This window comes from Mucilaginibacter sp. cycad4 (assembly GCF_034263275.1).
Lineage (GTDB): Bacteria > Bacteroidota > Bacteroidia > Sphingobacteriales > Sphingobacteriaceae > Mucilaginibacter.
Map to the genome: position 1 here is coordinate 2,694,847 of NZ_CP139559.1, position 23,910 is coordinate 2,718,756.

The following is a 23,910-nucleotide window of genomic DNA, read 5'->3' on the forward strand; positions in this document are numbered from 1 at the left end:
TGGTCATTAAGTCATTGAACTTCAGCTTCGCCTATCAATAAAATAACTTCATGACAAATTATTCTGAACGCAAACTTTTAGTTGGATTTGCCAGCGCTGCACGGATAGTTTGAAAACTTGAAGTGACCAGGGCCGTTAACAGCATTCCCGCGCCGCTTGCTGCAAAGATCCACCAGCTGATGGAGGTTCTATCGGCAAAGGTCTCCATCCATTTGTTCATGGCGTACCAGGCCAGCGGGGTTACCAGTACAAAAGCCAAAGCAATAAGCAGCACCAGCTCGGTTGAAAGCAGGGTAACAATTTGTGCTACCGTAGCGCCAAGAACTTTGCGTACACCTATCTCCTTGGTGCGCTGGTTGGTATTATAAATAGCCAAACCTAACAAACCAAGACAACTGATAAATATCGATAAGCCTGTTGCCCAGGTTAACAATGTTGAAGTATGCTGTTCGGCGTCGTAAAATTTAGCTATGCTCTCGTCAAAAAAATTATATTCAAAATCATCTTCAGGATAGATCTCTTTCCATATTTTTCCCATCGAAGCGATGGCTTTTTTCCATTCATTGCCACCGGTAGTTTGCGGCTTAAGTGCTATATGAAAAGTACCGTTATTATAAAAACTATTGCTGATATGAATGCAGGTAGGTTTAATAGGCGAATGCAAAGACTCGGAATAAAAATCGCCCACTACACCTATGATCTGCATTCTTTTATCACCATTAAACTTATCAATATATTTACCCACTGCATCGGCCGGGTTTTTAAACCCTATAAGTTTTGCATAGGTATTATTGATCAAAAACGCACTGGTACTGTCGCCGTATTGTATATTACGCCCGGCCAAAAGTTTAAGCTTGTATACATTGATATAATTGGGGTCGCCATACTTTTCATACAATTCAATTTTTATTTCCTTTTTGCCGTCTATGTAAGTTGCCTCTGTTGAATTGGTGCTGTTTGAAGACGGAGCGGCTTTACCTGCACTCACCAGCTCAACCTGGGGTATCGCCTTCAGTTTGTTCATAAATACCTGGTTCTTGCTAAGCGTACGGTTTTTCCATGGTGAGTTAATGATCAGGATGGCATCTTTCTTAAAACCCAGATCCTTGGTTAAGGCATAGTGAATTTGTTTGCTTACCAATACCGTTGCCATTATAAAAAACTGGGCAATAACAAATTGGGTTACCGTTAACGACTTACGCAGCCAGGCATTACGTGTTTTGCTGCTATTTGACGATGCCTGATTTTTAAGCACCAATACCGGTTTATAGCCGGATAATAAAGCGGCCGGATAAAAACCTGATAACAGGGCCACCACCATTGTCAACAAAAACAGGAATACAAAAAGATTGGGTTGATGAAACAGGTCAAGCTTGATGCCCCCGGCAATAAAATCCTTAAACAATTTTAAGATAGCCGGTGCCAGTGCCACCGAAATGATGACTGCAAACAGTGTGATAATGAACGTTTCGCTTAAAAACTGGGTAATAAGCTGGGCGCGACTGCTCCCCATTGTTTTACGCACACCAATTTCTTTGGCCCTTTGTGTGGCCTGCGCAGTAGTTAAGTTAACAAAATTAATACAACCTAATAATAATAGGAAAGCAGCGATAACCAATAAACCGTAAAGTGTTGTTTTATTAGCTGGATTACCAGAATCGAACGTACCATATACGCTATTGAAATGCAGATCGCTCAAAGGCTGTAACGTAAAATTACGTGTATTGCCCTTGTTTTCAGGTTTTGGAGGATCGCTCTTTTTGAGGATAGCGTTTAGTTGCTTTTCAAAATTAGCTACAGTGGTATTCGGCGCCAACTTAACAAAAAGTATAGATGACGAAGTAGTACCGCCCCAGTTGGTAAGGTTCAGTTCATTAGCGAGCGCTTTGTTATTTTTTGCCGTTGAATAAGAAAGAAAATCATGAAAAGTAAAATCGTTGTTGCCCTTCAGTGGTTCAACAATGCCTGTAACTGCTACGCTGAGTGTATCATAAGTAATCACCCTGCCTATCATCTGGCTGTAGGAAAGCTTAGGAAAATATTTTTTTGCCTGATCGGCAGTGAGCACCGTTTGATTAGGAGCATTCAAAGCTGTCTTCGCCGAACCGGCAAGCCAATTGTATTTAAACATACTGAAATAGCGTCCATCGGCGAGGATCACATTATCCTGTAATTTAAACTTAACGGGAATACCGCCTTTTCCCGGAACAAGTACATTGGGCTGGTTTAAGGTGAAGAATGGAGCGGCAAGCTCAACACCGCTTATATTATTCCGTACAGCCTCGGGCACCGGGCCTGATACGCCGCGGTTGTGCGCTTCTTCACCGGAAAAAGTATAATTTGATACTACCCGGTAAATGCGGTCGCCGTTATCAAAGTTTTGATTAAAAGTAAAATCAAAATGGACTATCAGGTAAATAACCAGCGCCGAACTGATCCCTATAGATAAACCGATTACATTGATGAATGTAAAAAATTTATGCCGCCAAAAATTACGCAGCGCAATTTTGAAATAGTTTTTAAACATGATATTGGTTCATTAGTTCATTTGTGTTTTATCCTGATGTGCAAACTGCCATTACTATTGCAAGCTGCCTTACTCGCTCCTCAAACTCTTAACCGGGTTGGCCAATGCAGCTTTCATGGTATTAAAGCTTACAACAATAAGCGTAAGCAATAATATAAGCATGCCAACGGAGGCAAATAACCAAATACTGATATTGATGTGGTACGTATACTTTTGAAGCCAATTATGCATGATCCACCAAGTTAAAGGCACGGCAATAACAAAAGCTATTGCTACCAGTTTTAAAAACTCGGTAGATATAAGCACCAGTAATTGCTGCACGCTGGCGCCCAAAACCTTGCGAATACCAATTTCTTTAAACCGTTTTTCGATGGTGAAAGAAGCCAGCCCAGCCAGCCCTATGCAACAGATAAAAATTGCCAAGCCGGCAAAAATGTTGGTGATACAGCTGATGAGTACTTCGGTTAAAAACTTTTTACCAAATTCCTGATCAACAAACTGGTACTCAAAAATATCAGCGGGGCTATACTTTGTGTAAATACCCTGCAGCAGCTGGATGGCCTCCTGAGGTTTAACACCTTTATTAAGTCTTAGATCGATATAACCAGAGTTGCTATGATCAGAGAAAACCATCATAGGATCAACAGCAGTATAAGGCGATGCCATCACTACATTATCGGTAACACCTATTACCGTAAATTTTTTACCTCCATACCGCAACTCCATACCAACTGGTCTTTTAAGCTGCATGGCTTCAATGGCTGCTTTATTTAACAGTACGCCTGATGTATCTGAAGGCATCCCTGTAAAATCATTTCCCTGCAGCAGTCTAATACCCAAAGTTTTTGTGTAATCCACATCTGCCGTCATGTTTGAAAATATAATATCGGCATTGGCAGGTTTCCCCTCCCAGTCCGGCGGGCCCGACCGCCAGGAAACTTCTGTTACCATCCACGAGGTACGGGTTAAGTTGCTAATGATGCCTGACTTTAACAGGTCGTTTTTAATAGCAGCAAAGCTCTTGTCGGTACCTTGGGTTGAAGGCACCATAATCAGGTTATCGGGGCTATAGCCGATACTCCGGTCTTTTACATGCTGAATCTGAAGGTAAACAATAATCGTGGCAGAGATTAGCAAAATTGAACCTATAAACTGGAACACCACCAGTATCCTACGCGGCGCTATGGCCCCTTTACCCGCAACAAACGTCCCTTTCAAAACTTTAACCGGGTTAAATGATGACAGGTACAAAGCCGGGTAGCTACCCGATATTAAACCCGTAAAAAGGATAATGGCAATAGCTCCCAGCCAAAATATTGGTTCGCCAAGATTTAGCCTCAACTGTTTGCCTACCAATAAATTAAACTGCGGCTGCAGCAGGTAAACACATAACACCGCACACATAAAGGCTATGGCAACCAATATCATCGATTCAAAAAAGAACTGTAATATCAGCTGTTTTTTATCAGACCCGAGGGTTTTACGGATCCCCACCTCCCTGGCCCTTTTTTCTGACTGTGCAGTAGACAAATTCATGAAATTGACGCAGGCTATCAGCAATATTATAATGGCAATGATGATAAAGAAACGTACATACTCAATCATCCCGCCGGTATTTTTGCCGTCTTTAAAGTCGCTGTACAAATGCCATTTAGTCATCGGGAAAGTGAAGTAAGTACTTATTTTATCCTTGTTGTGCTGATACATTACACCAGTAATGTATTTTTCTAACTGCTGAATATTGGGATTGTAAATAGTTTGGATATATACCTCCCATGATGAACCCTGCCAGCGGGTCATAGCATTCTTTACATCGTTATCCGAAAAGTTATAAGGAATGATAAAATCAAACTGCTGAGTAGCATTATTGGGCTGATTGGCCAATACGGCGGTAACTTTATGCACACCGCTGTTATCTATCTTAATTACTTTGTTAATAGGATCAGAATTTCCGAATAAGGTTTTAGCGGTTGATTCTGTAATTACTATCGATGTAGGGTCGGTTATGGCCGTTGTAGCGTTTCCTTTAATAAACTTCCACGAAAACATATCAAAATATTTTCCTCCAACATAGTAGCCGTGCTTTTTAAGCCTGGTATCACCCACGTTAAACTGATGTTGCTCCAAATGCGATGTCATCACCGCATTCTTGATTTGCGGATAACCGCTTTCAAGCGCTTTGGCCAGGGGAAACACCATGTTAGGATCTGCAAAAACATTATTTTTAAAATCGCGGTTAGCTAAAACCTGGTATATTGTTTTATAATTAGCATGGTTTTTATCGTAAGTAAGCTCATTACGCACCCATAAAAAAATAAAAATAGTACATGTTATACCTATGGTAAGCCCCAGCAAATTAACGATGGAGAAGGCGCGGTTCCTGTTGAGACTACGCCATGCAATTTTTACATAGTTTTTTATCATGATTCCTTAGTCATTTTATCATTGGGCCATTAAGTCATTGATCATCTGCTCTGCTCATATGTGTTGTTCAATGACCTAATGACGCAGAGCAAATGACCTAATGACAATTTATTCAGAACGCAAACTCTTCACCGGGTTAGCCATAGCAGCCTTTATTGATTGATAGCTTATAGTTGCAAAAGCGATAATCAGCGCTATTACGCCGGCCATTACAAAAACCCACCATTGTATGTTAATTCTGAAGGCAAAATCAAGCAGCCATTTACTCATGGCATACCAGGCGATTGGCAGGGCAATTACCGCGGCTACGATTACCAGTTTCAAAAAGTCTTTTGATAGTTCGGTAACAATTTGCGGGATACTTGCACCCAGTACCTTGCGTACGCCAATTTCTTTTACTCTTTGTGATATAGTGAAGGCTGAAAGTCCAAACAAACCAAGGCAGGCTATGAATATGGCCAGGCACGAAAATATGGTAAACAGATTGCCCTGCTCCTGCTCGCTATTATATAATTTTTGAAACCGCTCATCTAAAAAGCTGTATTCAAAAGGTGTTTCGGGTTGATATTTTTTCCAGGTTTGCTCAAGGGTTGCCAATGCTGAATTGATATGACTGCCATCTATTTTAATTGTAACCCTTCTGTAGCTGTTGTTTGCAAATGAAGGCATCTCCATTAATAACGGGATGATATTTTGATGTAATGACTCAAAATGAAAGTCATTAACCACCCCTATCACTTTTCCTTTAATACCACCATAGCTCATATCCTTGCCGATGGCGTTCTCAGGAGTTTTCCACCCTAATACACTTACTGCAGATGCATTGATTACAAAATTGTTGCTGTCGGTAGCAAAATCACGGCTGAAGTTCCTGCCTGCAGCCATTTTGATACCATAGGTTGGGATAAAACCGTAATCGGCGTTGATACATTTGATGTCCGCCTTAACTGGTAATGGTTTATCACCGTCAAAAACAGAAGCGCCCTGGTCATCCAGCAATCGCCCGGACGGTATCCGCGATGAGCGACCGAGATCTTTAATAGCGGGATCCCGTAATACATCTGCCCTGAAAGCTTCAAACTGGTTAGCCGGGATACCACCTAATGTTACTAAATGATCTTTATTAAAGCCAAGTGATTTTGTCTGGATGTATCTTAATTGCTGAAAAACTATGGTTGTAGCCACAATCAAAATTATGGAGATAGAAAACTGTACAACCACCAATACCTTGCGGAATGAAATATTTCCTGATCCAACTTTAAGGATTCCTTTTAAAACCTTTATCGGCTTAAATGACGACATGAATATAGCCGGATAAATACCGCTGATAAGCCCTATAATCAGGGGCAGCAATAATACCGACACTAAAATTGATGGTTTAAATAAGCTCACGATTGATAACCCAAGTTCAGAAAAGCCGTTGATAAGCGGCAGCAATGCCCAGGTTAAAATCAGGGCCAGTACAAGCGAAAAATAAGTTACCAGTACCGATTCGCTTAAAAACTGGGTAACGATCTCTTTTTGCTGTGCACCGATCACCTTGCGAATGCCTATTTCCTTAGCCCGTAAAGTTGAGCGGGCTGTTGATAAGTTCATGTAATTAATACAGGCAATAAGCAAAATAAACAAGGCTATAGCCGAAAATATATAAACCCTTTTGATATCTCCGTTTTGTTCTACTTCATCATCAAGATGCGAATGCAGGTGAATATCCAGGAACCTTTGGATATGCAGCTGTGTGAATTTTGACTGGCGTGGCTGACCGGGAAAATTCATATACTTATCTATAAAGGCCGGAAACTGGGAGCTGATGCGATCAATATTATAATTATCGGGCAGCAACAGATAGGTAAAAAATGAGTTATTGCCCCAATTGGTTGCTAATTGATTACGTCCATAAACCTTGTCATCGTTCAGGGTATTAAATGACATCAGCATTTGGGGGTGCATTTGTGAGTTGGGCGGAAAAGGCTTAAAAATTCCTGTAACTTTAAAATTGGCCGTATTATCAAGCCTGATCTCTTTGTTTATGGGGTCTTCGTTACCGAAGTATTTGCGCGCCATGTCCTCGGTCATCATTACTGTATACGGCTCACTAAGGGCAGTTTTAGGGTCGCCTGCTACCGTTTTCAGATCGAAGAAACTAAGGAAGTTTTCATCTGCAAAATAGGATCCTTTTTCGGTCAATAATTTATCCTTATAACGCAAAACCACATCACCGTTAGGAAACAACCGGGTCACCTTTTTAATATCAGGAAACTCGTTTTTCAACAGCGGACCAAAAGGCGGCGCTACAGCCCCCAAATGCAGGTTAACGATACCATCGGCCGTGTTAAAACTCCGGCTAACCCTGTAAATATTGGGCGCATTATGGTTAAATTTATCATAACTGAGCTCTTTAACTATATAAGTTAAAATGAGCAGGCAACAGGTTAACCCTATGGTTAAGCCAAATATATTGATGAACGAAATAAATTTATGCCGGGCAATATTGCGAAAGGCACTTCGTAAATAGTTTCTTATCATGACCCCTCCTAACCTCCCCAAAGGGGAGGAATTTTTAATTGTAATCCTTATTGTTCATTCTAAAAACCCTCTCCTTTGGAGAGGGTTGGGTGAGGTTTACTCACTTCTAAGGCTTTTCACCGGGTTAGCCAAAGCCGCTTTAACCGATTGAAAGCTTATCGTGATACCCGCCACCAGCAAGGCTATGCCGCCGGCTAACAGGAATACCCACCACTGGATACTGATGCGGTATGCAAAATCCTGCAGCCATTTGTTCATGGCAAACCATGTTACCGGAAACGATATGATGGACGCGATCACAATCAACCTCAAAAATTCCTTTGATAACATCACCGTAATACTGCCGGTTGACGCGCCCAATACCTTGCGGATGCCAATTTCTTTAACCCTTAGCCTGATCATAAACGCGGCTAAACCGAACAAACCCAAACTTGCTATAATGAGGGCGATGCATGAAAACACGGTGAATATTTTACCCGTTTGCTGTTCGGAAGCATAAAGCGACGCATATTGTTCATCGAGGAACGAATAGCTGAATGGTGCTTCCGGTCTGAAGTTATCCCATTCGGTTTTAATGTTGGCTATCAGCGATTTTACATCACCGGTTTTAATCTTTAAAATAACGGAACCGGTATTGTGACCAGATAACAGCATCAATGGAGCAATCTTTTGCCTGGCCGAAGCGTAATGAAAATCTTTTACTACTCCAACAACGGTATATTGCGTACGTGCCGAACGCACGATGGTTTTACCGATCGGATTAGCGTTACCCCATCCTAAGCCTTTTATCAGGGCCTCATTTACCACAACAGACATTGAATCGCCGGGGAAAGACTGATAGAAATTACGTCCGTTGATGACCTGTAGCCCTAAAGTGGGCACATAACTCTCATCAACATGGTAAATATTGGTGTGGATTTCGGCATGCCCTCCTTTATCGTCAAACTCTTTAGCATCAATCTGCGTACCATCAACACCGGTTAACTTGCCAGGTACACTGCTCGATATAGTGGCATTTAATACCTGCGGATTACGTAAAAGCTGATTTTTAAAGGCATCTACATTACGGCCAAGGGTATAGGCGTCATTTATTACAAGCACCTGGTCTTTATCATAACCCAATTTTTTGTTTTGCATATAATGCAATTGCTGGTATACCACAAAGGTTGATATAATAAGTGCTGTTGACACCGCGAACTGGAAAATGATGAGCCCGCTGCGTAAAGCGCCCTTTCCTTCGGCTTTAGTAGCACCATTACCTTTCAATACAGCTATGATCTGGAACGATGACAGGAAGAAAGCCGGATAAATACCCGCTAAAACACCAACCACAAAAGCGGTGAATAATTCAATAAGTAAAGCCTTAGGGCTCAGGAAAAATCCAAGATCGATATGTTTGCCGGCTAAATTGTTGAACAAAGGCAACAATAAGTACACTATACCTAAAGCCAGTAACAAAGCCCAAAATGTAAGCATAACCGATTCGGTAAGGAACTGCGAAACCAGCCCGCTTTTTTCAGAGCCAAGCACTTTTCGGATCCCCACTTCTTTTGACCGCCTCGCCGAACTTGCTGTTGAAAGATTGGTAAAATTGATGCAGGCCAATATCAATATAAAAGCAGCTAATGCGCCAAATATATACACATAGTGGATGTCGCCATTGGGTTCAAGTTCATATTTGGTTGCCGAGTGCAGGTGGATATCACTTACCGGCTGCAAGAAAAACAGGAAGGAGTTAACAGATTTGCTTGCTTCGGCCATGCTTGTACCCATATCATGTGCAATTTCGGGCACTACAAATTTCCTTACCATTTCGGGAAAAGAAGCTTCCAATTTTTTAGGGTTGGCATTTTTATCCAATACCACATAGGTAAAAAAGCCGATGTTGCTCCAGGTTTGCTTTGCATTTTTTACAAAGGGTGCCAGGTTCAAAAACGCATCGCCATGAAAATGCGAATCATCTGGTACCTTGTCAATTACACCGGTTACCTTGTATGGTTTGCCATCGATGGTAACTGATTTGCCAACGGCTTCCTGATTGCCAAAATACTTGGTAGCCATGGCTTTAGTAACCACCATACTGTTAGGCTCTGTAAAACAGGCTTTATCATCACCGTCAATTAGCGGTATCGAAAACAGGTGCAGGAAATTGGCATCTATCATCTGTACATGCTCTTCTTTAAATTGCCTGTCGTTATATTTTATAAAAACCGGTCCGCGGCCGGTAAGCCTCGTGGTTTCCAGGACCTCGGGAAACATATTTTTAATACCCTGCCCTACCGCTATATCCACCATTGGATATTCGCTAACGCCATTATTTTCAACGGAGCGTAAACCAACACGGTACATCTGTTTTGCCTGTGCCGGATATTGATCATAGTTTAACTCGCTATACACATAAGCACAGATCAGCATACAACAAGCCAGCCCTACAGACAGGCCAAATACATTAATAAAAGAAAATATTTTGTTACGTTTTAAACTTCGCCAGGCGGTTTTGATGTAGTTTTTGATCATGAGTGTACGATTAACTATAATACAGGTTTAAAAGCCATACCAATAAAACAAATGCCTAAATATCAATTAGTTATAATTTATTTTCAATCAAAACTGTACGAAGACGTAACACCATGTGTTCGGTTATGATACACTCCATTTAACACAAAAGGCCTGTCACTATTTGAGTAACAGGCCTCTGTAATATCCTTTATTATCGTTATTAGTTTACAGTAAGGTTTACCCTGTTACTGCCCCTAACTTCAACAAGAGAGCCCCCTCCGTTAAGTTTACCTTCTACCCTTTCTTTATCCTTGCTGCCAGAAAAATTGTCGGCAAGGTTGGTTTCTATTTTTTCAGCCCGCAAATCAAGATTAAGACCTTGTTTTGATGGCAGCTGCAGATCAACTCGCCCCGAGCTTACATCAATTTTAATAAATTTACCTACGCGGACAAACTGCGCATGAAAACTGCCTGCACTTGTTGAAGCATCAAGACTGCATGACAAATCGGTAAGGTTAATGCTGCCGCCTGATGTACCGGTTATAAAATCACCGTCTATTTTATTACCGCTGATACTGCCGCCGCTGGTGGTAGCTTTGATATCACCCTTTAAACCATCAAGATGTAAAGAACCACCAGATGTTTCCAACCTGATATGGCCCATGCAATTGCGGGCGTCAATACTGCCGCCTGATGTTTGCAGGTCAATGTTTTCTTTTGAATCGCTTACATGAATACTGCCGCCTGATGTACGGCCTTTGATAGTGCCGGTAATTTTATCCAGGTGTAAGCTGCCACCACTGGTTTCAAACTGTTGTGCGCCTGTTAGATTATCAAGGTGGATACTGCCCCCGCTGGTATTCAGATTGGTTGCCACATTGCCGGGTACATATACGCGGAACGAGATACTTAATGACCGTTTCCAGTCCCAGTTGCCATCGTGCTTGCTTTTAGCTTTTGCATGCAGCTCACCTCCGTTAACATCAACGCTCAGGTCGTAATTTTCATCAAGGCGCTTTTTGATCTCTTCTTTAGAAAGGTCATTATTCCCGTTATTACCTTGTATAAAAACCTCAACCCTTGGATCTTCGCCCGATGCTCCGCTAACAGTAATACTGCCACCTGATGTATTAACAAATACATTTTTCACAGCCTGTCCTGATAAGGATTTGGTGAGGTATGGTGTTTTCTGATTATTTTGTGCAAAAACGCTGCTGCCTGCACAGGCAACAAATAACACAAGTAAATACTTTTTCATAATAATGATCTTTGGTTTATATATACAAGACCAAGCGTTTAGCAAATACGTTGCATGGCGGTAAAAAAAATTATCATTAGGTCATTACTGTATTTCATTAAGTCATTGGTTATTAAGCCAATATCATTTAATGACTTAATAACATGAAGTAAATGACTCAATGATTAAAATTATTCGCTTCTCAAACTCCTGATAGGATTTGCAAGCGCTGCCTTTAACGATTGAAAGCTGATGGTAACCACAGCTATAACAAATGTAAGCAAAGCCGCCAAAGCAAAAATCCACCAATGCAGAGGTGTTTTGTAAGCGAAACTTTGCAGCCACTTATCCATGCTGTAATAACCTAAGGGGATAGCAATCACTGTAGCTAATAACACTGGTTTCAGCAAGTCTTTTGATATCAGGATGAGGATATTTTGTACCGATGAGCCTAATACTTTACGAACCCCGATCTCTTTGGTACGTTTCGCCGCAGTAAACGAGGCTAAACCAAATAAACCCAAACAGGCTATAAAAATGGCCAACCCTGAAAATATGCTTAACATGGTTTGCTGCCTGATATCGTTACGATAGGTAGTATCAAACTGCTGATCAAGAAAGCTGTATTCAAACGGATAAACAGGTGCAACCTCGGCATAAATATTTTTGATAGCTGTCAAACCGGCCTGGATATTCCCGGATTTTAGTTTGATTACCGCTACACGCCTGTCTTCGCTTGGCGAAATGACCAGGGCATCCATATTTTCTTTGAGTGAAAGGAAGTTAAAATCTTCAACTACCCCAATGATGGTGCGGCGGCTACTATCGCGCACTGTATTTTTAATCCATTTACCGATAGCCTGCTGCGGCGTAAAGCCAAGTTCTTTGGCCGCTCTACGGTTGATCAATACCGAATTAGTGGTGTCGGTGGCAAACTGAGGTGAAAAATCCCTGCCGGCAATAATTTTCAGGCCAAAGGTTTTAACATATTCAAAGTCAGCAAATTCCGACCTGGATTTAAAGGTTTCATGCTGACCTTCAACCTCAAAACCCTGCATATCGAAAAAGCCGCCGGGTTCACCCGACATCAGGGATACCGATTTCACATAATCCGAATTTTGAAGCTGGTGTTTAAATGTTTGCCTGTGATCATAGATGTCATCATTGTCAATCTTCACAATAACCGTTTGCTCCTTGTCATAACCTAATGATTTGTTTTTCACATACCGCATCTGGTTAACGATCACGATAGTGCCAATAATTAGCAATACCGAAATACTGAACTGGAACACCACCAGCGATTGCCTGAAAAACGATCCGCCTTTACCTAATTTAAGCTTACCCTTTAAAGCCTCAATGGGCGAAAATGCCGACATGAATATAGCCGGATAGCTACCGGCAAGGAAACCCACAAATAAAATAACACCTAAAAGAAACAGGTAAATCGGCGCGCTGTTCCATGATACAGTAAGCTCATACCCCAGCAGGCTATTGTATGATGGCATCAGCAGGAATAACAAACTAATAGAAAGGGCACATGAAATAAGCGCCAGTAGAATAGATTCGCCTATGAACTGCCATACCAGATGGTTTCTTAGCGCGCCTAAAACCTTGCGCATCCCTACTTCTTTTGAGCGTTCAACAGCGCGGATAGTGGCCAGGTTCATAAAATTGATACAGGCAATGATCATAATGAGCACCGCTATCGAAACAAAGATGAATACCACTGTTTTATCCCCATGCTTTACATTGTCAAACGACGAGGCATTTTCAAAATAAATATCCTTAAACGGCCTTAAGCTCAGGTTAAATTTAGTACCGAAGCGCTGCATATCCTTGCCCATGTACTTATCCATAAACTGCGGAAAGCGGCTTTCCAATGCGGCGGGGCTGCTATGCTCATTCAATAACAGGTAAACAAACAGGCTATTGTTAATCCATACATTAAAACCCTGATCGCGGGTGTAATTGGAAATTGGCATCACCAAATCAAAATCAAGGTGCGAGTTGGAAGGTACATCTTTGGCAATACCGGTTACCTTTAACTGCAGGCGTTTATCCATCTGTACCACCTTGCCCATGGCATTATCAATATTGCCGAAATACTTTTTGGCTGTGGTTTCAGTTAGTACCACGCTGCCCGGATGATTTAATGCCGAAGCAGCATCCCCTCTTAGCAACGGGAATGTAAACAGGCTAAAAAAGTTGGAATCAACCGCATAAACCTTTTTTTCATTGAACGATTTTTCGCCAAAAGAAACAAGGTTATTTCGCGGTGAAACGCGTACTGCCATCTTTATATCCTGCGGATAATCATTCAGCATGGCAGGGGCGTAAGGCCCCGAGAGGTAAGAGGTAGGCGCTTTTGACTTGTCAAAACCGCGCATTACCCTGTAAATATTTTTGCCCTGCTTATGAAAATTATCCACGCTAAACTCATTCATAATATACAGAAATATCATGAGGCAAACGGTTATCCCCATGGTTAACCCCAAAATGTGGATCAGCGAAAATGCCTTATTCCTATAAAGGTTCCGCCATGCTGTTTTTATGTAGTTACGTATCATATTTATATCATTGTGTACATTACTGCGTAGTCATTAAGTCATTTGGCCACTTTTGTCATTTTCTTTCTAATGACCTAATGACGCGAAGCTAAATGACCTAATGACAATTATTCATTTTTCAAACTCCTAACCGGGTTGGCCAGTGCTGCCTTGATAGATTGAAAGCTGATAGTTACAAAAGCGATCAATACGGCCAAAACCGCCGCCAATACTATCACCCACCACTGTATGTTTTGCTGGTAGGCAAAGCCCTGCAACCATTGCTGCATGGCGACCCAGGCAACCGGGATAGCTATCACTATTGCTATCATTACCAGTTTGATAAAATCTTTTGATAGCATACCTACTATGGCGCCTACATTGGCACCCAGTACTTTGCGGATGCCTATCTCCTTAGTGCGCTGCTCGGCGGCATATGCTGCAAGGCCAAACAAACCCAAACAGGCTATTACAATTGTTAAACTTGTAAATATGATGAATATGGTACCCATCCGCTGTTCCGCACGGTACGATGAATCAAAATCATCATCCATAAATGAATATTCAAACTCCTTACCCGGTTTTATGGATTTCCATTTGTCCCTGATCATGGCCATAAGTGCGGTGATATTAGCGGCATTTACTTTTACACTTAAGGCGCCGGTATCCTGTCCGTACATTAATATCACCGGGCTTACATTATTACGCAGCGAAGCGAAATTAAAATCCTTAATAACGCCCACTATATGATACTCTTTAAACGTTTTGGCCATATTGTCCATAGGCAAAAACATGGATCTGTTAAGCGGGTCACGTACGCCCATCAGTTTCGCTGCCGTTTCATTAATGATCATAGCCGCCGAATCGGTAGGAATCTGGTTTGAGAAATTACGGCCTTTAGTTAGTTTTATGCCGAGGGTTGGCAGATAACTGTCGTCAACTACCCAGGTTTGTGCAAGCACTGCTTTTTTGGGGTCGAGCCCGCGTTCCTGGAAAACGCTGCTGCTGTTCCGGTAATCAGAAGTTGGCAAAAAGCCTGTCATGGTTACCCCCATTACACCGGGCAATTGCCTTACTTCATCCCTTAACACCTTGCTCTTGTCGCCAAGGTCATACACCCCATGAATCACCAATACCTGGCTGCGGTTATAACCAAGGTCTTTATTCTGTATATATTTAAGCTGATTATAGATCACCAGCGTACCAATAATGAGCACTATCGATATAAAAAACTGGAATACCACCAATGAGCTCCTTAACATCCCTCCCTTAAAGCCAGAGGAAAGCTTTCCTTTTAAAACATCAATTGGTTGAAATGCCGAAAGAAAAAATGCGGGATATGAACCGGCCAGGAAGCCGATCACCAAAACAATTATCAGCAAAGCAGGAATCAGCCAAACCAATGAGCCCATATTAAGTTCCATGGTTTTACCTGCTATATTATTGAATACCGGCAGCAGGAAATAGGCCATCAGCATGGCTATAACCGTAGCGATAAACGTTACCATGATAGACTCGGACAGGAACTGGGCAATAAGCGACTGACGCCTTGAACCAAGCACCTTGCGTACCCCTACCTCACGGGCCCGGTTTGCAGAACGGGCGGTTGACAGGTTCATGAAGTTTACACAGGCTATCAGTAAGATAAAAATTGCCACCGCTCCAAAAATGTATACATACTGGATATTGCCATTATGATCAAGCTCCGACACGAGATTTGATTTAAGGTGAATATCCTTCAATGGCATAAGGCTCAGCCGGTATTTGTTGCCGGAACCTTCAAACGAATCAAAAGTAAGATGTAAGATACTCTGCAATTGCGGGCCAGCATATTTGCGCATCAACGCAGGAAACTTAGCTTCAAATTTTTTGGCATCCACACCAGGTTTTAACAATACATAGGTATTGAAATTATTGCTGAACCACGCCCCATCTTTACTTTCCGTGCTTGACGCCATCGACAGGAAAAAATCATAATGAAAATGCGATTGCTTGGGCAGGTCTTTAATTACCGCGGTAACCTTATAAAGCAGCTTTTCATCAAACGTAAAGATTTTACCCAATACCTGCGTGTTGTTAAAATAACGTTTAGCCGTACTTTCGGTGATAACCACGGTATTAGGTTCAACAAGTGCCTTTTTGGGATCGCCGGCTATCATAGGAAGGGTGAATACATCAAACAAGGTCGAGTCTGCAAGCACCATTCTGTTTTCATGGATGGTTTGGTTACCTTTTTTTACGTTATAACCGCCGCGTTGCAACAAACGGCAGGCACGTTCAACCTCGGGATAATCGTTTTGAAACACAGCGTCCAACGGTGCCGGCGACGAAGCATAGCTTTGATCGATACCGCCAAATTTAATCTGCATATTGGCACGATAGATCCTGTCGGCCTTAACATTGAACTTATCATAGCTCAGCTCATCAACTACATAAAATACAATGAGCAAACAGGTAGCCAGCCCAAGAGCCAAACCAAATACATTAATTGCGGTGAAACCCACATTTTTTTTTAATGTGCGAAAAGCAGTTTTAAGATAATTTCTGATCATGAGGTTTATATCATTAAGTCATTGGTCATTAAGTCATTTTTGCACCATCCAATAACCTGATGACGCAAAGCAAATGACCTAATGACTAAAAAATCATTCATTTTTTAAACTGTTAACCGGGTTTGCCAACGCAGCTTTTATCGATTGGAAACTTACTGTTGCTACGGCTATTATTATAGCAACTACACCTGCCAATGCAAGCACCCACCACTGTATGCTGATACGATAAGCAAAATCCTGCAGCCATTTGTTCATTAAGTACCACGCTAACGGCGTTGTTATGGCAATGGAAATGAGTACCAGTTTTATAAAATCTTTAGATAATGTACTTACTATAGCTGATACGCTTGCCCCCAGTACTTTACGGATACCTATCTCTTTGGTGCGTTGTTCGGCAGCGTAAGCAGCTAAACCAAACAAACCAAGACAGGCAATAGAAATAGCCAGCACTGTAAATATGATGGATATAGTGCCGGTACGCTGCTCGGCGCGATAGTTGGCATCAAAGTCCTGATCCATAAAAGAGTAGCTAAACTGGCTTTGGGTCATACCCTGCCATTTGCTTTTTATCTGATCGACGAGAGCCGGTAAATTAGTTGTATTTACCCTGATACTCAGGTTTCCACTGTCTTCATCCATTAAAAAAATCATCGGACTGATATTTACCCTGAGTGAGTTGAAATTAAAATCTCTTACCACGCCTATGATATGATAAGCTTTTATATGATCACGGTTGCCGTCCATATTGCGGTACAGGATTTTATTAACGGGATTAGTAAAGCCTAAAAATTTGGCTGCCGTTTCGTTGATTACTAATCCGGTAGAATCAGTTGGCATGCCTGCGGAAAAATCGCGCCCGGCAGAGATCTTCATACCCAACGTACTGATGTAATCTGCGTCTACCCGCCAGCTTTGTGGAAACAAAGCAGTTTTTTGATCGCCTGCCGCTTCTTTGTAAAAAATGGACGTTCCCCTGTTTTTACCAGTTGGTAAATAACCCGTCAACGTAGCGTTAACCACGCCTTGTAACTGCTTCACCTCATTTTTAAAGGTTTTGGCATGGCTGCCCAACTCAAATGCGTTGTTGATAACAAGCACCTGGTTCCGGTTATAACCCAGGTTTTTGGTTTGAATATAATTGAGCTGGTTATAAATAACAATGGTACCAATAATGAGGAATATGGAAATAGAAAACTGGAATACAACCAGTACACTCCTGAGCCAGCTGCCTTTGAAACCGCCGGCTAATTTACCGCTAAGCACATTAATCGGCTGAAATGCTGAAAGGAAAAAAGCAGGATATGAGCCGGCAGCGAAACCCACTACCAATACAATTAATAGTAAAGCCGGCAACAACCAGGTTAAGGTTTGTGCACCAACAACCAGTTCCTTTCCCGATACCTGATTAAATAACGGCAATAGAAGTAATACGGCAAAAAAAGCTATAACTGCCGCTGCCGAAGTCACCAATACAGATTCAGTTAAAAACTGGGCTATTAAATATTTACGCGGGGAACCTAAAACCTTGCGTACACCAACCTCCCTTGCCCTATTGGCCGAACGCGCTGTTGACAGGTTCATAAAGTTGATGCCCGCTATAAGCAATATAAATATGGCTATGGCCGAAAATATATAAACATACTGCGCCGAACTATTGCTGCCTAACTCACCGGTACGGTTTGAGTGCAAATGAATGTCAGTTAACGGAGTGAGGTTAAGCCTGAAATAACTGCCGCTTTTTTCAAAATCAGCAATATTCACGTGTAGGGCCGTCTGCATTTGCCCTTCGCTGTATTTTTTCAGGAGAGCAGCTAATTTCTTCTCAAATAACTTGTAATCTGTACCCGGTTTCAATACAACATAAGTATTATAATCGCTCCTTAGCCATTCCCCCGAACGGCTATCAGGCCAGCTCACCATCGACATAAAAAAATCAAATTGAAAGTGCGATTGCTTTGGCAGGTCCTTTATCACTCCTGTAACTTTTAATAACTGGTTATTATCAATAGTGAGCGTTTTCCCTACAATATTGGTACTGTTAAAGTATTTCCTGGCTGTAGTTTCGGTGATCACCACCGTATTAGGTTCTTTCAAAGCCGTAGCCGGGTTACCATTAATCATGGGCAGTGTAAACACGTTAAACACCGACGGATCGGCATAAACGGTACCATACTCAAGAATGCTTTCATTACCTTTTTTAACATGGAAAGCTCCCGCTGCCTTAAGTCGGGTTGCCTCCTCCACTTCTGGTAAATCTGTTTTTAAGGCTTGTGCCAACGGCGGCATTGCAACGGCATATAGTATGTTATTGTTGCCAAACTTAAGGTCCTCATTAACACGGTAGGTACGGTTTGCTTTTTCATTAAAACGATCGTAGCTCAGTTCATCGGCTACGTATAGCACAATCATAAGGCAGGTGGCCAGCCCGAGGGCCAGTCCCAATATATTTATAACCGTAAACCCCACGTTTTTACGAAGGGTACGGAAAGCGGTTTTTAAGTAATTTCTAAACATCGTTCAAATCATTAAGTCATTAAGTCATTTATTTTCTCAGCTTATCAAATCATTTAATGGCCTGATGACGCGAAGCAAATGACATAATGACTATTCGTTTTTAAGGCTTTTTGCCGGGTTAGCATTCGCCGCCCTTACCGATTGTACACTCACTGTTACAAAAGCAACGATCACTGCCAGGATGCCCGCTACTGCGAAGATCCACCAGTTAATATCTACCCGGTAAGCGAAACTTTGTAACCATTTGCTCATGCCATACCATGCCAGCGGCGAAGCAATTAATGTGGCTATCACCACCAGCTTCATCAAATCTTTTGACAACAGGGTAACTATGGAGGTTACACTTGCGCCCAAAACTTTCCTGATGCCAATTTCTTTTACCCTTTGTTCGGCAGTAAAGGTTACAAGGCCGAAAAGCCCAAGACAGGCAATACTAACGGCCAACACAGTGAATATGAACAGGATACTGCCCTGCTTTTGCTCTGACTGATATTGTTTGGCAAAATTCTGATCAAGAAAATGAAACTCTGCCTTGTTTTCAATATCAAACCTGCCGTACACATTACTGATATAATTAAGCGTGGCCGGGATGTTATTTTTGCCTATGCGTACATACATATTATCCTCATCATTAGCAGTAGCCGGCAGGTGCAGTACCATTGGCGATACTTTATGCTGCAGCGAATAGGTATTGAAATCCTTAACCACCCCGATGATCTTTTGTGTAATTACATTACCGTTTTCATCAATTCCGGTACGCACCGATTTTCCGACGGCATCTTTCCATCCCATTTCATTCACAAGCGTTTGATTTACGATGATGGATTCTTTCTGATCAGTCGCCATTGCGGCTGAAAAATTCCGTCCTTTAGCCAACCTGATCTGTAAAGCCGGTATAAAATCTTCATCAACAACCAGGCTTTCCACCACCTTTGAATCAGCGTTATTTTTACCATCAGCGCCGATGTTAAATTTCACTGTACCAATATCGTTATTGCCTATCGGGTTACCGGCTATACCCACAGCCTCAACAGCAGGATTTTGTAACAGCTGATTTTTAATAGCTGCTATTTTAGTACGGGCCGATTTATCATGAATATGAAAAGTAAGCGTTTGCGCCTTGTTAAAGCCGAGATCCTTGTTCATTACATAATGCAGCTGCCGGTAAATAATGCAGGACCCGGCTATCATCACAATGGTAATCACAAACTGAAACACCACCAATGATTTCCTGAAAATTAAAGTAGCAGCCTGGCTGCCCATTTGCCCTTTCATAGCAGTGATTGTTTGAAAACCCGAAAGGAACAAGGCCGGGTATAAACCACTCAAAATACCCGTAATAAAAGCAAACAGTGTAAATACAATAACCGTTTTACTAATGCCGAATTGAAATAGGATCAAACTTTTGCCTGATAGCTGGTTAAAATAAGGCAGTAAAAACTGTACCATCACCGCAGCCACCAGGGTAGCAACGCCGGTAAGCAATACCGATTCAGCAAAGAACATAGTTATTAATTGTTTTTTGCTTGAACCGATCACCTTGCGTACGCCAATCTCTCTGATCCTTACTGATGAACGCGCGGTGGTCAGGTTTACGTAATTGATAACCGCGATTGCCAGGATTAGCAGGGCCACTACACCAAACACATAGATATAGGTAATGTTACCAACGCTCCCAAGCTCATAATCAAGGTTTGAATGCAGGTGAATTGAAGTAAGCGGCTGCAGTTCCATAGTAAATTGCATGGGGCCAAGCGCGCCTTTTATATATTTATTGAAGAAAGCGTCCGAACCTGCCTCTATCTTTTTATAATCGTCCGGATTTTTGAGCAGTAAGTAGGTATAAATACCAGCATTGCCCCATTTATCAGTATAGCTATCAGGAAAAGAGCGCAGGGCCTGAAAACTGAACTGCGAACTTACCGGCACATCATCCATTACTGCAGTAACATTATTGGGATTATTTTCGACAAGCACCGTTTTATCCAAAGCATCGGCAGCGTTGCCAAATAGTTTTTCGGCCAGTGTTTTGGTAAGTACAATGCTGTTAGGTTTGCTTAAGGCAGATGCAGCATCGCCGGATAAAAAGTGATGAGTAAAGATATTAAAGAAGCCCTTATCGGTAAAAAGCATGGCGCCTTCGTTGATCTGTTTTTCACCATAGCTTATTTTACCACCCCCTTCGGCATCTATGCGGATAGCATCTTCCACTTCGGGATAGTCATTTTTTAAAGCGGGGGCGTATGGGGCCGATGTAACTGCAAGGTTAAACTTGCCGCCGTTCCATGCCCCGTGTTGTACAACCCGGAAAATCCTGTCGGCCTTTTCATTGTATCGGTCATAGCTCCATTCATCGATAACATATAAGGCGATGAGCCAAAAGGCGGCAACGCCAACAGCCAGCCCTAAAATATTTATAAATGAAAATACTTTATGTTTAAGGAGGTTTCTCCAGCCTATTTTAATGTAGTTACGCAACATCGGTAAATGGTTTATACCACTAAAATATTAAAACGCGTACCAAACATTCAACAAATTAAAAATCAGATACTTATATATAAAACATCAATTTAAAACCGTACGATAATGAAACACCAGTAGTGCGGATATGAACATTATTTTCGTGATTGGAGATTGGAATATCAAAACTAATCTCCAATCCCCAACCTCCAATCACTTATTCTGAACGCAAACTCTTCACCGGGTTTGCCAAAGCTGCCTTTATCGACTGGATGCTGATGGTAGCCAAAGCGATCAGCGTTGCACCGCCGCCGGCCAATAGGAATACCCAAACGGTCATGTCTATTTTATAAGCAAAATCCTGCAGCCACTTGCTCATCGAGTACCAGGCAACAGGTACTGCAATCAATATGGAGATGATGATCAGCAGTACAAACTCACTGGCCAATAAGCGGATGATGCCGCCAATGCTTGAACCAAGCACTTTTCGAATACCGATCTCACGTGTTTTAACCTGTGCCGAATAAGTGGCCAATCCGAACAGGCCAAGGCAAGAGATCACAATAGCCAATGCCGAAAATACATTGAATAATGAACCTGTGCGCTCCTCCGTTTTATAAAGCTGGCTGAAGTTTTCATCTAAAAAAGAATATGACAGCGGCGTATCACTATTATATTGCTTCCAGGTGTTTTGAGTGGCAATAATAGCTTTCTGAGCCTCACCGCCGGTTGTTTTAATGAAAATGCGGTAGCAGTTTTGCGGTTGGTATGTCAATACTGCGGGCTCAATCTTTTTACGAACCGTGGTATAATTAAAATCCTTCACCACACCAATGATGATGCCCTTGGTTTTCTGGATCCTAAGACTTTTGCCGATGGGATCTTTCATTCCCATAGCAGCAACAGCCGCCTCATTAACAATAAAATGAGTTGAATCGGCAACCGCCCCGGTAAATAGTGCCCCCTCTTTAAGTTTGATCTTAAAGAAACTGGTGAAATCCTTATCAACAGCAATCGGGTGGAAAAACAGGTTTGATTTGGCGGGTTTGCCATCCCAGTCGTTATCGCCTGTCCAGCCGTTGTAATCCACAATATTGCTGCTGCCGCGGGTTACAGCTGTTACACCCGGCTGTTTTAATAACTCGGCCTTAGCAGCATCATAGTGCGCCTGCATGCCCTGCATCATAAATGAAAGCACGTTTTCCTTGTTATAACCAAGATCACGGTTGCGGATAAAACTTAATTGCTTACCAATAATCAGCGTGCCTATAATAAGCACCATAGATACGGTGAACTGTAATACCACAAGTACCCTTCTGAAAGAGGCATTGCCAATACCCGCTGTTACCCTGCCTTTAAGGGCTTTTAAAGGCTCAAACGACGAAAGCAGCAAGGCCGGATAAATACTTGAAGCCGCCAGCGTAGCTACTAATGTTAAGGCGATATAAACCCAAACCTGGTAATTACCAATAGACAGCTGTAGTTGCTTGCCCGAGAAATCATTATAAACGGGCATCAGTACATACATTAACCCAACGGCCAATATGGTTGCTATCAGGAACATTACCGTTGTTTCAATCATAAATTGTAAAAACAGCTGTAATTTACCCGCCCCAATGATCTTCCTCATGCTTACCTCCTTAGCTCTCAGCATTGAACGGGCTGTTGAAAGGTTTACATAGTTGATGCAGGCTATTACCAATATCAAAACAGCTACGATGGCAAATGTGCGTACGGTAGAAATGCCGCCATCGCCCCCATCCGCTTTATACAAATGCATGTTCAATAACGGCTGCGCCAGGTAAGGTACAGGAGCATCGTCGGGCTTGTTGCGCTCATGGATGGCCTGCAGTTTCTTTTCAAGCCTGTGAATATCAGTACCGGGTTTTAGCAGCAGGTAAGTTTCAAAACCGAAGTTGATCCAGTCTGCATCCATAGATGAAATCCGGGCGGTACCATTATAACTCCGGCTGTCTTTTATGTAAGCATCGTGGTTAAACCTGCTCATTGGCAATAATACATTACAGGTAATGCTTGAATTTGCCGGATAATCGGCAACAACACCGGTAACTTTAAAATTATCTGTTTTGCCTACGAGGATGGTTTTCCCTATCGGGTTTTCATTGCCAAAATATTTTTTAGCAATTTTTTCAGTTATCACCATAGAGTTATTATCCGGAAATGGATTTTTACGATCTCCCTGTATAATTGGAAAATCAAAAACCGAAAAGTATGAGGCATCGGTAAAAGCAATACGCTCCTCGTTAAAGATTTTATCTTTATACCTGAATGACGGGTTACCAATGTTCATGATCCGCACCCCATCCTTTACCTCCGGCACTTCATTTTTTGCAAAAGTTGATACCGGTGCAATAATATAAGTAAAGATCTGCTTGCTGGCTTCCGTTCCGCCAACAATTCCGATGCGGTAAATATCTTTCCCCTTTTTGTTAAAGGCATCAAAGCTTAACTCATCCTGCACCCAAAGCAGCATAAACAAACCAATCACCAGGCCAAAGGTTAAGCCTATTACATTAATGGCGGTGTAAAACTTATTGCTTACAATATTACGCCAGGCGGTTTTCAGATAGTTTCTTATCATGGCTTATATTATTAAGTCACCGG

General features: G+C 42.0%; 10 protein-coding genes. All 10 read right to left on the bottom strand.

Features of this window, described 5'->3' with window-relative positions; all coding sequences use genetic code 11:
• Positions 1 to 58 precede the first annotated feature (58 nt).
• The 10 genes from SNE26_RS10785 to SNE26_RS10830 all read right to left on the bottom strand — a co-directional run bounded on the left by SNE26_RS10785 (position 59) and on the right by SNE26_RS10830 (position 23,887).
• Positions 59 to 2,527 carry an FtsX-like permease family protein gene (locus SNE26_RS10785; RefSeq protein WP_321559364.1) on the bottom strand — a complete coding sequence of 823 codons (2,469 nt, stop codon included), beginning with the start codon at positions 2,525 to 2,527 and terminating at the stop codon, positions 59 to 61.
• Positions 2,528 to 2,596: 69 nt separating this feature from the next.
• Complete coding sequence (locus SNE26_RS10790; RefSeq protein ID WP_321559365.1) at positions 2,597 to 4,951, bottom strand: ABC transporter permease; 2,355 nt, start codon at positions 4,949 to 4,951, stop codon at positions 2,597 to 2,599.
• Between the two features lie 108 nt (positions 4,952 to 5,059).
• Positions 5,060 to 7,477 carry an ABC transporter permease gene (locus SNE26_RS10795; protein ID WP_321559366.1) on the bottom strand — a complete coding sequence of 806 codons (2,418 nt, stop codon included), beginning with the start codon at positions 7,475 to 7,477 and terminating at the stop codon, positions 5,060 to 5,062.
• Between the two features lie 96 nt (positions 7,478 to 7,573).
• The gene (locus SNE26_RS10800) at positions 7,574 to 9,994 is read right to left on the bottom strand and encodes an ABC transporter permease (protein WP_321559367.1); all 2,421 of its coding nucleotides are present in this window, start codon (positions 9,992 to 9,994) and stop codon (positions 7,574 to 7,576) included.
• Between the two features lie 202 nt (positions 9,995 to 10,196).
• A complete protein-coding gene (locus SNE26_RS10805; RefSeq protein WP_321559368.1) occupies positions 10,197 to 11,234 on the bottom strand; it encodes a DUF4097 family beta strand repeat-containing protein in 1,038 nt (345 codons plus the stop codon).
• Positions 11,235 to 11,404: 170 nt separating this feature from the next.
• The gene (locus SNE26_RS10810; protein WP_321559369.1) at positions 11,405 to 13,780 is read right to left on the bottom strand and encodes an ABC transporter permease; all 2,376 of its coding nucleotides are present in this window, start codon (positions 13,778 to 13,780) and stop codon (positions 11,405 to 11,407) included.
• A gap of 107 nt (positions 13,781 to 13,887) precedes the next feature.
• Positions 13,888 to 16,311: an ABC transporter permease gene (locus tag SNE26_RS10815; RefSeq protein WP_321559370.1), complete on the bottom strand. Its 2,424-nt coding sequence runs from the start codon at positions 16,309 to 16,311 to the stop codon at positions 13,888 to 13,890.
• 93 nt (positions 16,312 to 16,404) lie between these two features.
• Positions 16,405 to 18,825 carry an ABC transporter permease gene (locus tag SNE26_RS10820; protein ID WP_321559371.1) on the bottom strand — a complete coding sequence of 807 codons (2,421 nt, stop codon included), beginning with the start codon at positions 18,823 to 18,825 and terminating at the stop codon, positions 16,405 to 16,407.
• 90 nt (positions 18,826 to 18,915) lie between these two features.
• Positions 18,916 to 21,306, bottom strand: coding sequence for an ABC transporter permease (locus SNE26_RS10825; RefSeq protein WP_321559372.1), 2,391 nt, complete (start codon positions 21,304 to 21,306; stop codon positions 18,916 to 18,918).
• Positions 21,307 to 21,502: 196 nt separating this feature from the next.
• The gene (locus tag SNE26_RS10830) at positions 21,503 to 23,887 is read right to left on the bottom strand and encodes an ABC transporter permease (protein WP_321559373.1); all 2,385 of its coding nucleotides are present in this window, start codon (positions 23,885 to 23,887) and stop codon (positions 21,503 to 21,505) included.
• Positions 23,888 to 23,910 lie beyond the last annotated feature (23 nt).